The 13,628-nt window shown below is 35.1% G+C and carries 13 protein-coding genes; 8 read left to right on the top strand and 5 right to left on the bottom strand.

Annotated features, from left to right (window positions below):
* Nucleotides 1-738: 738 nt before the first annotated feature.
* The 3 genes from ltaS to LIZ98_RS00685 all read left to right on the top strand — a co-directional run bounded on the left by ltaS (nucleotide 739) and on the right by LIZ98_RS00685 (nucleotide 4,425).
* The gene (gene ltaS / locus LIZ98_RS00695; protein ID WP_041901920.1) at nucleotides 739-2,685 is read left to right on the top strand and encodes a lipoteichoic acid synthase; all 1,947 of its coding nucleotides are present in this window, start codon (nucleotides 739-741) and stop codon (nucleotides 2,683-2,685) included.
* A gap of 178 nt (nucleotides 2,686-2,863) precedes the next feature.
* The gene (locus LIZ98_RS00690) at nucleotides 2,864-3,622 is read left to right on the top strand and encodes a GNAT family N-acetyltransferase (protein ID WP_041901921.1); all 759 of its coding nucleotides are present in this window, start codon (nucleotides 2,864-2,866) and stop codon (nucleotides 3,620-3,622) included.
* Nucleotides 3,623-3,642: 20 nt separating this feature from the next.
* Nucleotides 3,643-4,425 (top strand): SDR family NAD(P)-dependent oxidoreductase, encoded by a 783-nt coding sequence (locus LIZ98_RS00685; protein ID WP_041848513.1) that lies wholly within the window; start codon nucleotides 3,643-3,645, stop codon nucleotides 4,423-4,425.
* Nucleotides 4,426-4,646: 221 nt separating this feature from the next.
* Here LIZ98_RS00685 and LIZ98_RS00680 read toward each other — a convergent pair whose 3' ends face one another.
* Nucleotides 4,647-4,874, bottom strand: a complete 228-nt coding sequence (locus LIZ98_RS00680; protein WP_041845168.1) for a hypothetical protein — start codon at nucleotides 4,872-4,874, stop codon at nucleotides 4,647-4,649.
* Between the two features lie 285 nt (nucleotides 4,875-5,159).
* On the opposite strand from LIZ98_RS00680, the gene LIZ98_RS00675 reads away from it, so the two are divergent.
* The gene (locus LIZ98_RS00675) at nucleotides 5,160-5,777 is read left to right on the top strand and encodes a YitT family protein (RefSeq protein ID WP_041845167.1); all 618 of its coding nucleotides are present in this window, start codon (nucleotides 5,160-5,162) and stop codon (nucleotides 5,775-5,777) included.
* A gap of 234 nt (nucleotides 5,778-6,011) precedes the next feature.
* On the opposite strand, the gene LIZ98_RS00670 is transcribed toward LIZ98_RS00675, so the two are convergent.
* The 3 genes from LIZ98_RS00670 to LIZ98_RS00660 are packed head-to-tail and all read right to left on the bottom strand — an operon-like array spanning nucleotide 6,012 to nucleotide 8,020.
* Nucleotides 6,012-6,722, bottom strand: a complete 711-nt coding sequence (locus LIZ98_RS00670; protein ID WP_304502977.1) for a phosphoadenylyl-sulfate reductase — start codon at nucleotides 6,720-6,722, stop codon at nucleotides 6,012-6,014.
* A gap of 1 nt (nucleotide 6,723) precedes the next feature.
* Nucleotides 6,724-7,269: a histidine phosphatase family protein gene (locus LIZ98_RS00665; protein ID WP_227138604.1), complete on the bottom strand. Its 546-nt coding sequence runs from the start codon at nucleotides 7,267-7,269 to the stop codon at nucleotides 6,724-6,726.
* A 1-nt stretch (nucleotide 7,270) separates the two neighbouring features.
* Nucleotides 7,271-8,020, bottom strand: a complete 750-nt coding sequence (locus LIZ98_RS00660; protein ID WP_227138606.1) for a phosphosulfolactate synthase — start codon at nucleotides 8,018-8,020, stop codon at nucleotides 7,271-7,273.
* A gap of 173 nt (nucleotides 8,021-8,193) precedes the next feature.
* Between LIZ98_RS00660 and LIZ98_RS00655 the strand changes: the two genes are divergently transcribed.
* Together LIZ98_RS00655 and LIZ98_RS00650 are read left to right on the top strand one after the other, a co-directional pair.
* Entirely contained in the window at nucleotides 8,194-9,453 is a 1,260-nt protein-coding gene (locus LIZ98_RS00655; RefSeq protein WP_041848518.1) for an MFS transporter, read from the top strand.
* A gap of 15 nt (nucleotides 9,454-9,468) precedes the next feature.
* Nucleotides 9,469-9,768: a hypothetical protein gene (locus tag LIZ98_RS00650; protein WP_041845162.1), complete on the top strand. Its 300-nt coding sequence runs from the start codon at nucleotides 9,469-9,471 to the stop codon at nucleotides 9,766-9,768.
* A 260-nt stretch (nucleotides 9,769-10,028) separates the two neighbouring features.
* Here the strand turns inward: LIZ98_RS00650 and LIZ98_RS00645 are convergent, their stop codons facing one another.
* Nucleotides 10,029-11,513: a response regulator transcription factor gene (locus tag LIZ98_RS00645; protein WP_227202901.1), complete on the bottom strand. Its 1,485-nt coding sequence runs from the start codon at nucleotides 11,511-11,513 to the stop codon at nucleotides 10,029-10,031.
* A gap of 551 nt (nucleotides 11,514-12,064) precedes the next feature.
* Here LIZ98_RS00645 and LIZ98_RS00640 point away from each other — a divergent pair.
* Both LIZ98_RS00640 and LIZ98_RS00635 read left to right on the top strand, forming a co-directional pair.
* Nucleotides 12,065-13,042: a hypothetical protein gene (locus LIZ98_RS00640; protein ID WP_227138611.1), complete on the top strand. Its 978-nt coding sequence runs from the start codon at nucleotides 12,065-12,067 to the stop codon at nucleotides 13,040-13,042.
* Between the two features lie 150 nt (nucleotides 13,043-13,192).
* Entirely contained in the window at nucleotides 13,193-13,531 is a 339-nt protein-coding gene (locus LIZ98_RS00635) for an SCP2 sterol-binding domain-containing protein (protein ID WP_041845160.1), read from the top strand.
* Nucleotides 13,532-13,628 lie beyond the last annotated feature (97 nt).

Here is a 13,628-nt window from a genome sequence, read left to right as displayed (position 1 = left end):
ATAGTTCTTTAGTCGAGTTGACTAAATTTGTATTTTTTGTAATTGTAATACTAACTGCTAATTGGCAATTGAAGGAGACTTTATGGCAAAACAATTTTTTATTGATTTCTTGATAAATACTGTCATAATTTCAGTATTCCGTAATAATCATGATGGAGGAACGTTAAAATTAGTTTAAAAAGCAAAAAGTTTCTTTTTATAGTTATGGAAGGGCATTCTTTAGCCGAATTTGAATTAAGATAGCAAGCATTAAAGGAGTCATGCCAACTTAAATTGCATCTTTTGATGATATTGACCCTGTGCAAATGGTTAAATTAATATTCACAAAAGGAAGAAATGAACATATAAATATGAACGATTTCCAAATTTAAAAAATGTTGGTGATTCATTTAACATCTTCAAAATATGGTGTTTACGAAAATAGGTGATGAGATTAGTAAATTATGGTATCATACTAATAGGAGAAGGTTTCTTAATTTCGTAAAATCAGGTAAGTTGCTTTTTTCTCGTGACAGTTTCTACAGGTTGAATGGTCGACTTGACAAATAGAAGTTTCGTAATATACTTGTATAGGGATATTTTACAACATTATTATTTAAGTAATGTTAAAGGTTTGTAGCGTTTTGTAAATTTAAAAACTGGTTCCCTCACAAATTTAAAAATAAATAATTGGGTTCTTTTTTCATGTACAAGCAATGAAATTTGTGTAATAATAATGGACTAGAGGTAGGTGTAATTATGAAAAACTTACTTGGAAAAAATGTTAATTTGTTCAATAAATTTATCGGTTTCTACTTCTTGGCCGTATTGATGCTTTGGATTAAAACATATATTACCCAAATGACACAATTCGACTTAGGTGTGGATGGGGCTTTACAACATTTTTTGTTATTTATTAACCCACTCGGATCTGCAATGTTATTTCTAGGGTTTGCTATGTTTTTTAAAGGTCGGAAAAGGTATACTTTGTTAGTAGTTATTTATACACTATTGAGCATTCTTTTATATGCAAATGTTGTTTATTATCGTTTCTTTAGTGATTTCATTACATTGCCGACAATATTTCAAACACAAAACTTTGGGAATTTAGGTGGTAGTGTTATTGCTTTACTGAGACCATATGATGTTTTATTCTTTGTTGATGTAGTTACGATTATTTATTTACGTGCATCAAAGAGAATTGTAAAGGAAACAACGGAATTCAACAGAAAAAGAGCAATTGCATTAATTTCATTGGCTCTCGGAATATCTTGTTTGAATTTAGGTCTTTCCGAAGCAGACCGCCCGGAATTATTGACTCGTGGTTTTGACCGTAACTATATTGTGAAATATTTAGGAATGTACAATTACACGATTTATGATGCGGTAGAAAGTACAAAAGCTTCTGCACAAAGAGTACTTGCAGACAGTAACGATATTACCGAAGTGATTAACTATACAAAATCAAATTATGCTGAGCCAAATCCGGAATATTTTGGTAAGGCAAAAGGTATGAATGTTCTCTACATCCATTTAGAGTCGTTCCAAAACTTTTTGATCAATTACAAATTGAATGGTGAAGAAGTCACACCGTTCTTAAATTCCTTAGTGAATGATCCAAATACACTATATTTCAATAATTTCTTCCATCAAACGGCACAAGGAAAAACGTCTGATGCTGAATTTATGCTGGAAAACTCAATTTTCGGATTGCCACAAGGATCAGCCTTCATTACAAAGGGAAGAAATATGTACCAAGCTGCTCCTGCAATTTTGAAAGAATATGGTTATACATCTGCTGTGTTTCATGGTAATGGCGGCAGTTTCTGGAACCGGAATGAAATTTATAAATCGTTTGGATTCGATAAATTTTATGATGCAGATTATTACAATTTCAGTTCCGATGAAGATATGGCTGAATATGGTTTAATGGATAAACCTTTCTTTGAACAGTCAATGGATAAATTAAAAACTTTGCCAGAACCGTTTTATGCAAAGTTGATTACTGTATCAAATCATTATCCGTTTGATATGGATCAAGATTTAGCGACAATTGAAAAAGCTTCAACCGGGGACTCAACTGTGGACAATTATTTTCAAACTGCCCGTTATGCAGATGAAGCGATCGCACAATTATTTAATGATCTCAAGGAATCCGGTTTGTATGATAATACAATGATTATTTTGTATGGTGACCATTATGGAATTTCTGATAACCATAATAAAGCCATGTCACAAATCATTGGAACCGAAGTGGATAAAGTGGAAAGTGCAAACCTTCAACGGGTACCGTTATTTATCCATGTACCAGGAATGCAAGGTGGTGTCATGCAAACGTATGGTGGCCAAATCGATTTACTTCCAACAGTGTTACACTTGTTAGGAATTGATACGAAAGATTTTGTGCAATTTGGTACAGATTTATTATCTCCAAATCATAATGAAGTAGTTCCATTTAGAAACGGTGATTTTGTAAGTCCAAGCATTTATTCACTTGATGGAAAATATTATGATGCCACAACTGGTCTTCCACTCGATGACAGTCAAAAACAATTGGCTGACGAATGGAAAGAAGAAGTTGAATATAAATTGTATCTGTCCGATAAGGTGGTTAACGGCGACTTGTTGCGGTTCTATACCCCTGAAGGTTTTAAACCAGTCGATCGAACAAAATTTAATTATAGTAAAGAAAAATCGGATAAATAATAAAAACGATAAAAGAGGTCTGTATTAATTTTCGTACAGACCTCTTTTTTTGCTTATGAAAGGATGTTATAATCTTTTTACCAAGCATGATTTTTTAGCCTCATTTCTTGCATACTTTTACAGAAGTTTTCCTGACTTCTTTTGTTTTACGATTAACAGGTGGAAAGGGTGTTGCACATTGACAATTACTTATTACCATATTCACTACCATGGTCAGGTAGTTTATGAAAATGATTTATACAAACATGTTCATTTTCCGGAAATGTTAATATATTACAGCGGAAATTTTATTCAGTTTAAATCAATGCCATCATTACAAGAGTTTGCTCACGCTGCTGATTATTTACTTGAATTTCATAAGAGAAATGGACAAAACCATGTTCAGTTCTACTTCCCTCCTAATCAGAAACCTGCAAAAGAATTTATTGATTATTTTTTAAAAGAGCAATATATTTATAGTTTTACAGAGCTATATGCAATCCGCCCAAAAGAATTTAAATATAGACTATTAAATCCGGAAGTCATTGTTACTGCGGTCGATGAGAATACATTTCCTTATTATCTTGATTTGCAATTTGGTTTTGATGTAAAATTCGGTGTAGAATTTGCGAAACAAAAGGCAAAGATTCATCAAAGACATTTTGAAGACTCTTCATTCCTGCAATTATTGGCTTATTATAAAGGAGAACCGGTTGGGACAGTTGACTGTATCATTGGTCACCAAACAGTGGAGTTGGATAACTTGCAAGTAATGGAAAGATACCGAAACTTAAGTGTGGGCACTGCTTTACAAAAGTATGTTATGGATCACTTCCCGGATTATTGGGTAATTTTAATCGCAGAAGGGGAAGATACACCGAGAGAAATGTATCAAAAGCAAAATTACCAATATTACGGCTTTCGTTATGAGGCATATAAAGTATTTTATGAAAGTTAAAAGAAGGGGGAGAGGATGAGATGGAATTAGGACTAACAGATAAAATTGCTCTAGTCACCGGGGGAAGTAAAGGAATTGGGCTTGCCACAGCACTCCAACTTGTAAAAGAAGGGGCAAAGGTGGCAATATGTGCGAGAAATTTAGATGGATTGGAAAAAGCACAATCGCTAATAAAAGAACAAACGAATGAGGAAGTATTGATCATAGAGGCAGATGTTAGAAAAGAAGCTGAATGTAAACGGGCCGTGACTACAACAGCAGATTTTTATGGCGGATTAGATATATTGGTAAATAACGCCGGTACAAGTTCAGCAAATCCGTTTGAAACTGTTGAGACAGAACTATGGCAACAAGATTTAGATTTAAAATTGTTTGGTGCGATCCATTGTTCACGCTTTGCTATTCCATATATGCGAAAGAGTGGGCATGGTGCCATTGTTAACGTGACTGCTGCTCTTGCCAAGACTCCAGGTGCGTCATCTTTACCAACAAGTGTCAGCCGTGCAGCGGGCATGGCATTGACAAAAGCAATGAGTAAAGATCTAGGCTCTGATCATATCCGAGTCAACACCGTATGTATCGGCTTAGTTCGGAGCAATCAGATCGAAAAAATTTGGCAAAAACAAAGACCTGATTTAACCTGGGATGAATATTCCAAAGAAACCGGAAAACATATCCCACTGGGACGAATTGGCGAACCGGAAGAAGCAGCGAAAGTAATTACTTTTTTAGTCTCCGATGCAGCTTCCTATGTGACGGGAACTTCTGTTAATATTGACGGCGGCAGTGCAGGGGTACTGTAAGTTTTCAACATATAGTGTAAGTCGAGGACCGGATACAAAGTCGGTCCTCGTTATCTGTTCGGAAACTTGGTATAATCGTAGATAGTTTTAAAAAAGCCAAGAAAAAATAGCTTTCGACTTTCTACAAATTGCTGTTCCAATCTTCACATATAAAACAGTATAGGCTCGATACTCCAAAAATGCACTTCCTTTAACTTTTTCCTCCTAGTTATTGAGCACGGTTATAATGAATTCGTTTTATCATCCTTAAAATCGATTTTTTGCATTTTTTCTAATTCCAGTCTTAGCTTCTCAGTCTCCAGTAAATAATTTTCCTGTTTTAATTTTTCCAACTCAATTTCTTCTTTAACTAATTTTTGTTTAATTGCAGACTGTTTTCGGAGATGTGATGTTACGATAGCGATAATTGGTATTGAAAAAACCATAATAATTGCAATGATATCTTCCATTTCAAGCTCCTCCTATGTATTTCCTTTCTTTTTATTTTACATGAATGATAAGGATAGAGAAATAGTGATTAGAAAGATTTTGACACATAATGGTTGTGCGATAAAGGTCGCTCCGTACGTCCCATTGCTGACATTTTAGGACATAGTAAATGATAATGGCTTCTAAATAGAAGTGGGAAATTGAATTGTTCCTAATCATAATCTGAATCGATTTTTCATAAAATGGACAAGAAGGGGAAACGGGGGGATTCATGTGGCATATCAGATAAAAAAGGGAAAGAACATATGGTAAAACAAATCATTATTTACATATTGTTATTCTTCGGAGCAGTAATTCAAGGCTTGGCAATGTCTTTATTTTTATTTCCCCATAATATTCCTTCTGGCGGCGGTGCTGGATTAGCGATTCTGCTTAATCATTTTTTTCATTTACCTTTAGGATTTGCTTTATGGATTGCAAATGCTGTTTTTTTAATTTTTGCCCTGAATTATTTCGGTTTTACTTGGACTATTAAGACGATTTTATCGGTGGCAACAACTTCATTAACAGTCAGTTATATGACCGAAAATGTGTTTTTGACACATATACATATCGGCCTTGATCTGTTGTTGGGAAGTATTTTTTACGGAATTGGTGTCGGAACTTTGATTCGGGTTGGTTCATCGAGCGGAGGCATGGTCATTCCGTCGTTAATGATTGCGAGAATTAGAAACTGGAATCCAGGGGTGGTCATGTTTTGGATTAATTTGTGTATTTTTCTCCTTACTTCTGTTGTCATTGATTATAAAATCATTCTATTTGCTATTATTTGTCAGTTTCTTTCAACACGGGTGATTGATTATATTTATGTATTGGAAGTCCCTAAAATTCCTTCTTTATCCTTGTCATGGAGAAGAAAATAAAGGAAACTTGGACGTCCTGACCAGTGTGTGTTTCATGACGACATGTTTCCTTTATTTCATCTTAACGGCAATCAAGAGATTCAACAAAGAAGATAGTTGGACGGGCTGCCCGTATATATCCAATTGGTTTTAACTAACGATAATCGTGTTCTTCGTTCTTGTCCTTGGACATAGATTGGTTTCGTCATCTTATTTTATTAAGCATTATAAAGTAATACCGATTGATACAGGGTGTTAATTCACATGTAGTCCGCATTCGGTTTTTGCCATGCCGGACCATCTACCTGTACGAAAGTCTTCATTTTCTTTGATCGGTCTCGTACACGGGGCACAACCAATGCTCGGATAGCCTTGGTCATGGAGTGGATTATATGGAAGGTTATTTAATTCAATGTATGTCATGATTTCATCCCAAGTCCAGTGAATGAGCGGGCAAATTTTTATTTTTTTAAATTTGTGGTCTAGATTAATATATTGTGTATTTTTTCTTAATGGGGATTGTTCGCGTCGAAGTCCGGAAATCCAGGCAACTAAATCTTTTAAAGCCTCTTCAAGCGGAGCAATTTTTCGCAAATAACAACAAAGGTTTGGTTCCCGCGTCCATAGTTCGTCACCATACCGATCTTTTTGTTCAAGAGGCGTTAACTTCGGTCGAACCATTTTCACTTGCAATGAAGGATAACGCTTTTTTACTTCTTCAATTAAATCATATGTTTCTTGAAAATGTAAATCTGTGTCCAAAAAAATGATCTTGGCATCTTTTTTAATTTTGCTGATTAAATCAATCAATACAATTCCTTCAGCACCGAAACTGCAGGCATAAATAATTTTGTCATTATACTGGGAATATGCCCACTTTAATATTCCAAAATAATCTCTTTCTTCATCCATGATGGCCGTTGCTTCATCTTCATCCCAATTTTCATATGTCAAAAAATGATTCAATCTAACATTCTCCTTTGCCATTTACTAATATTTGGATTAACATATTATTTTCTACAGTTAACCTGTTCATTTGCTTGAGGTTGCCAAATTGAACATAGGAAAGCATTGCCCTAATCCAGGAACCGTGTCCAAACACGAATACATGATGATACTTATTATATTTTTCTAAAAAAAGTTTAATTCTTTCTTCCAAGTCTTCAATATTCGTTCTTAAAATTGATTTTTGCGGATCAGCCAACCAGTTTTCACCATCTTGGCGAAATAAGGTAGCTTTTGTTTTTCCCTCGAATGGGCCGAAATCGAGTTCATCTAGTAGTCCGTCGATTTCCGGTTGGATGCCATATAAGGCTGCTGTCTGTTGGGTTCGTTGTAATGTACTTGCTAAGGCAATATCGAAGGACGGCTGTTTTTTTAACTTTTCCAAATTCCTTTGAATGGAAGTTATCGTTTCTTCAGTGACCGGTAAAAGAGGGATATCTCTTTTCCCTTGTAGTAATTGTTTTTTATTCCATTCGGTTGGCAAGTGACGGACTAAAGATAAAAGCATCCTATCCCTCCATAAAAAATGATTCACTGCGAAGACCGCATCGTTCAGCTTCGAGAGCAAGTACATCGGTAAGTTTTATATTCCCTAAATTGACATTCGCACCGAATTCGTTAATAAAAAACATATGGTGTCTCAGTGTCGGTGCTTCGAAAATAATTTTATTGACATCAATGTCTTTTATTAGTTCATGAATTAAATTGGATTTGATCTCACCATTTTTTTCATAAATACCGGATGTCCCGGAATCTCTACCTTCTGTAATACAGTAGGTACTTCCGGCTTCAAGTAATAACTTTATTTCCTGTTTCCAATCATCAACAGGCATATCGAATGAATTATCTTTTGAGCCAACCTCAGCCAAGCAATGAAAATCATTTTTTAACATCGAAATTAATTGCAATCGTTCTTCAAGAGGTATATCTAAAGTCCCTGTCGATATTTCGATCCATTCTATTTCAAATTCGTTTAAAGTCTGAACGTATTCTTTCAGTTTATTCTGATGATAGCATTTTTCAAAAAATGTCCCACCGAAGAACGGTTTGACATGATAAGCTTTGTACAAATTTATTTTCTCTTGTAAGCGGGGCGTTACATAGGCCGTACCGATCCCGATTTTAGCAAAATCAATATATGGACTATAATCCTCAAGAATCGATTGTAATACGCCAAGTGGAATCCCCAAATCAATGACGGAAGTAATTCCGCATACACGATTACCCGTCGTTCTCTTCGGAAGAGATAGAAAATTCATATTTTGACACCTCACTTTTCTAAAGATAATTTATTCAAATTTTAGGCGAATGTTTACACATTGGGTGATTTTCTCAAAAATTGGGCAGAGTTATAATGAATCTCTGCTGTATAAATTGGGGGGAAACTTCGAACAATATGTTTGCATTAACTTTAGTGTCAGGAGGAGTATCCTTGTCAAAGCAAAAACATAAGGGATTAACGATAACAGCCATTGGATCGATTCCTTTAATTCTTGTCTTAGGAAATTCAATGTTAATTCCGATCTTGCCGAAAATGAAATCTGAACTCGATATTAGCCAATTTCAAACAAGTTTAGTTATTACTGCCTTTTCTATTTCAGCAGCGATCATGATTCCGATTTTAGGTTATTTATCGGACCGTTTTTCCAGAAAAGCTGTTGTTATCCCGTCGTTAACATTATACGGGTTAGGAGGCTTACTGGCGGGTGCAGCATCTGCATGGTTTGATAGCGCCTATACATGGGTGCTCGCAGGAAGAATCATGCAAGGGATTGGTGCAGCCGGGACAACTTCCATGGCAATGGCTTTGGCGGGAGATTTATTTAAAGGCGGGGAACAAAGTAAAGTTTTAGGACTTGTTGAAGCTTCAAACGGGTTTGGAAAAGTAATTAGTCCGATTATCGGTTCTTTACTCGCCTTAATCGTTTGGTATGCGGCCTTTTTTGCATTTCCCCTTTTTTGTCTGATCTCGATCTTATTAACCATCTTTTTTATTAAGGAAAAGAAAAAAAAGGCTGAACCTCCACCAGTTGGTCAGTATGTAAAAGGATTGGTTTCAGTTTTTAAATCAGAAGGAAGGTGGTTGTCTGTTGCCTATTTAACCGGGGCGACATGTCTATTTACTTTATTCGGTATCCTTTTTTACATATCTGATGTGTTGGAGAAGGATTACAAAATTGATGGTGTTTTAAAGGGCGGGATTTTGGCAGTTCCTCTTTTGTTCATGACAACAACTTCCTATATTACCGGAACCAAAATAGGAAAGAACATGAAACTCATGAAAAAACTTATTGTAATTGGACTTTTACTCATGACAATTTCATTTGCATCGCTTGTATTTTTTAAACAATTGATTCCGTTTTTTGCGGTTTTAGTTGTGAGTAGTGTCGGGACAGGCTTGGCTCTTCCTTGTATTAACAGTTTTATCACCGGCAGTGTCTCTACCGAAAAACGCGGGTTTGTCACGTCCATTTATGGCTCCGTTCGATTTTTAGGTGTTGCCATAGGTCCGCCGATCTATAGTACATTAATGGATTGGTCAAGGGCCGGTATGTTTTTGACCACTGCAGGATTAACACTGTTTGTTTGTCTGCTAAGTCTATTCTTTATTAAGGTCGGCAAGAAAGAGGAAGGACAAAATAAAAATAAAGCAAATGAAGATAGTTTGTTTGAAAAATTGCAATATACGTAAAAGGAGAAGATCATATTGGAAATTTATTTTTCACCTGAAGTTATTACACCTCAATTTCAAATTTTAAATGTGGTAAATGGACAAGAGAAAGCACTTGGCAATGTGGCATTACTGTTTGATGAAAAAAAACTTTATGTATACGGGATATTGGAAGAAGAAGGGGTAAGCGAGAACTTTAAGGATATTGTTTATCCGTACGTAAAAGGGCTGGCTAAGGCAAAACCGGATTTAGAAGTGTATTCTTGTCTTTATGTCGGTTGCGAAAAAATCAGCTTAAATGATGCAGAAAATGAAAAAGAAGAAGAGAAAAAATAATGAATGTAATCCCCGGCAGAAAAGTTTTCTCTGACTTGAGGAAAAGCAAAACCTAAGGATGTGCCAAATATTGCTCCCTGTCAAGTAGGCAGTAAAGAAAATTAGGCGACAGCAGAACCGTATTTGTCGAAAAATCTAATACTTGACAGGAAGCATATCACAGCATACTTAGGTTTCAAACTATTTCCATTATTGATGAGCCAGAAACAATGATAGTGAATCAAGGGATGGATCTAAATAAGAAAATCAAGGACGAAGCATTAGATGAGTCCCTCTCTTATTGCTTTTGCAACAGCTTCCGTCCTGTTTTTTACATTCATTTTTTGCATGATGGCGGATACATAATCTCTTACTGTGTACTCACTTAAATGCATTTCAATGGCCGCCTCAAATGTTGACGCCCCCTCAGCTAATAACTTCAGCACTTCTAATTCTCGAGGTGAAAAATGCCATTTTTTCCCTGATTTCCTTTCCTTATCGTATTTAGCCAAAATTTCACCGGCACTTTGCCCAAACTTGATAAGGGCCAAAAAAGTATCTTTATCGATTTTGAAATACTGCCATGGACCTTGATCGAGTATAGCAGCCCCTAATAGTTTATTACTTGATGATAAATAAACCGGGACAACCACAACAGATTTTAATTCGAATTGATTGATATATTGTTCGGGAAAAATACCTTTTGCATCCCGAATGTAAAGCGGTTGGATATATTTAAGTCTCCGCCCAAAATTCTCTAAAATTTTTAACTGCTTATGAACTAATGGAAGATTTTGCACATTTTCGGTAATATTTCTAATTGCCTCTTTATCTATATGATGTCCGTACAGACCAAGACCTGTTTGTTCGTTTTTATTATAGGAGAAGAGTGCACTGCGTTCGAACGGAAGAAATTCCACAAAACCGCTGGCAATATTTTGTAGGGCATCGGTATAGGTTTGCGAACCCATCACCTTCTCATTAAACATAATCACCGAGTCTTTCCATTGCTGGGATTGTTTCGCTATTAGTAAACTTTTTTGACTATCGTTATACATTTTTAGGGTGAAAGTAAGAAAAGGAATCACTTTTGAAATGTCTTCTCTCGGTAAAAAAACGATCAAGGTAACATGATCATACGGTATTGGGACTGCCGACAGATTGTTTTTATTTCCTGTAATATAATTATATAAAATTTCTGTTAAATCATAAATTGTATCCGCTTCCAATTTTTCGGCTGGTAAAGATAAAGATGACGGATTTTTTGTATAGACCTGAGTCGCAACAAAACAATTATTTATGTTTTCAGCTACAATGATCGAATCAATCGGTAATTGGTGGGAAGCAACAAGATGATTAATAAAATCTTTTAAACTTGAGTTTTTTTGGTAGGGAAACAAGAAAACTTCTTCACTAATCTTTGTAAAAACATAATGTATTGAAAAATGATCATGATGCGTCTTTTTTGCGTTTTCTTGAAGGACTTTATGGACAACATTTTCCAGTATTAATAGTATGAATGGATTTGTGTTCATTTTTGAAGGCAGGTTCGAAATAAAATGATTTAACGGAAATTCAGCACGAATCAGATGTTCAGTCAAAAAACGGAAGGTGTCTTCCATAGCTTCTGCGATATTTTTATTATTGCGTTTATATTGCTGAATAACCCAGTGCAATTCTTTCTGTATGTCTTCATAATTATCCTTTATTACAGTTAAACCTCTTTGAAATAGTGTATTCATTTGGTCGTTTAACGTCATAAACATAACAAAACCTCCCTCCAAGGATTGATATTTTTAACATAAAGGAAAAGAATATATGTTTGAATTCATGCATGATGACTGGATGTAAAATCGTTAATTACATTTTAGCAAACCTTTATTAATTTGCAATTAAAGGAAATATTCAATTAATAAAAATATGAAAATGTCAGAAAGCGAAACAACACTAGAAAATGTCATTCTGTCTGTATTTACTTTCACAATCCATTTTGACTATATTTTCCTTACAATGAATTATATTTTATTAATGAAAAAGAATGCATGAAATTTCATATTTATGGTTGAAATTCGTGCGCTCTGGACCAATGTTATTTTTCCGTTCACTGTAATTTGAGTGATGTGTAGATTTTGCACATCCAATTCCCCTAAATTTGTCGGGTAGTTTTTTATCATCTTACCAGTTAAAATAATAGAAAAATTAAAATATTTTATATACCAACCTATAGGAAAGGAGGTTTACCTATCGTTAAACGAATCATTTGTTTTTCGTCCAATAGTATAGGAATTTCATATTAGTAAAAGGGTGGTGAAAGAAAATGAAAATGACAAACAAAATTATCCAAGCTTTTATTTTTATGTTTTTATTAGGATTATTTCTCCAAAATTTCTATGGAAAGGAAATTCATGCGGCTGAACCTGCTGCCCAACAACACAGCGGCGGTTTTGTTGTCTCGTCGGATAAAGTTGAAGGGACCATCGATTTACTTGGAGCCTTATTTGGAAACGTTAACATACCGGATGGGCAAATTGAAGGTTTAAAAATTACGAAAACATTAAACACCGGTGGATTTGGAAATTTGAAACTGAACATCGAATCGCCCGGACCAATACCTGTTAAAAATCTAAAAGCAAAAACCATTGACGGAAAAATGCCTGAGTTTTCCGGATTATGTAAACCAAGTAAGCTCCTTTGGATTTGTTTGGAAAATGTCCAAATGACGTTAGTTTCTCAGTCTGTTCAAAATATTTCTATTCCGAATATGAAAGTAAATAGTTGTTTTGAAAGTGAATGTCCAAATTTAAAAAGAATGATGTTACAAGGGACGGATCAACAGGAACGACAACAAAAATTGGCAGAATTAAAAAGTTTAATTGAAGCAAATCCGGATAGTAAGGCGAAGATCGAAGCATTCTTACCGGAAGCCTATAAAATTGAGGACATTAAAGGAACCGATGATTTATTTGATTATCTTATCAAATTATTAAAAGGTGAACTGAATCATCCCGCACAGGAAGAGAGCAATCAGGATGAAAGCGTTCATGAGAATCCGGCAGAAAATCAAAATACTACAGAAAACGTTGAAAATCATGCACCTGAAGAACAAAACAATAATGAACCAGTTACACCGGAGCAAGAAGAAACCCCAAATGACAGCCAGCCGGAAAACCCAAACAACGAGCCAAATAATACCAATAACGGAAATACCGAAAAGAACAATTCATTAATCGAACCGGTAACCATGCGGTCGAATCAAAAGAAGCAATTTTTAATCTATTATCCTACTTACCGGTAACATCTGGATTACAGAGTAACGTATAATTTTCGGAAAAACCAAATTGGCCGTTTCTTAACACGACTAAGTACGGAATATGTTTTAAACAGAAAAAACTATAATATGTAGACAACACAAAATTTTGTGAAATCAAATAAGGAGTGGATTCAGATGGCAGAAGTAAAAGAACTCATTCAAAAATTGGAAACAGCGGTAAAAGCTGACCCGAATTTCTTGGGAGGAAGAGATGCTGTTTATCAATTTCAATTTCATGATGACAATTCCGTCTATCAACTAATTATCCATGGGGCAGATGGCAAAATAGTTGAAGGAGAGCAAGAAGCAGCTAATTGCACCATGATTTTTCTAAAAGAAGACTTTGAAAAGGCAACAGAAGGAAAATTAAATGGAACCGAAGCATTTATGAACGGAAGGTTAAAAATTAAAGGGGATAAAGGGCTGGCCTTAAAATTACAAACTTATTTATCCTCATTAAAAACAGCAAAATAAAGAAAACTCGGCGATTGTCGAGCCTTTAGGCGAGAACAGAGCCGCAAGAGCATTTATGCGTTAGGAAAGTAGAAATTGAAAAATTTATACTTTCCTG

Source organism: Caldibacillus sp. 210928-DFI.2.18 (genome assembly GCF_020554505.1).
GTDB classification, from domain to species: domain Bacteria; phylum Bacillota; class Bacilli; order Bacillales; family Caldibacillaceae; genus Caldifermentibacillus; species Caldifermentibacillus hisashii.
Note: the sequence above shows the minus strand (reverse complement) of the source record. Positions and strands in the feature narration are given on the sequence as shown.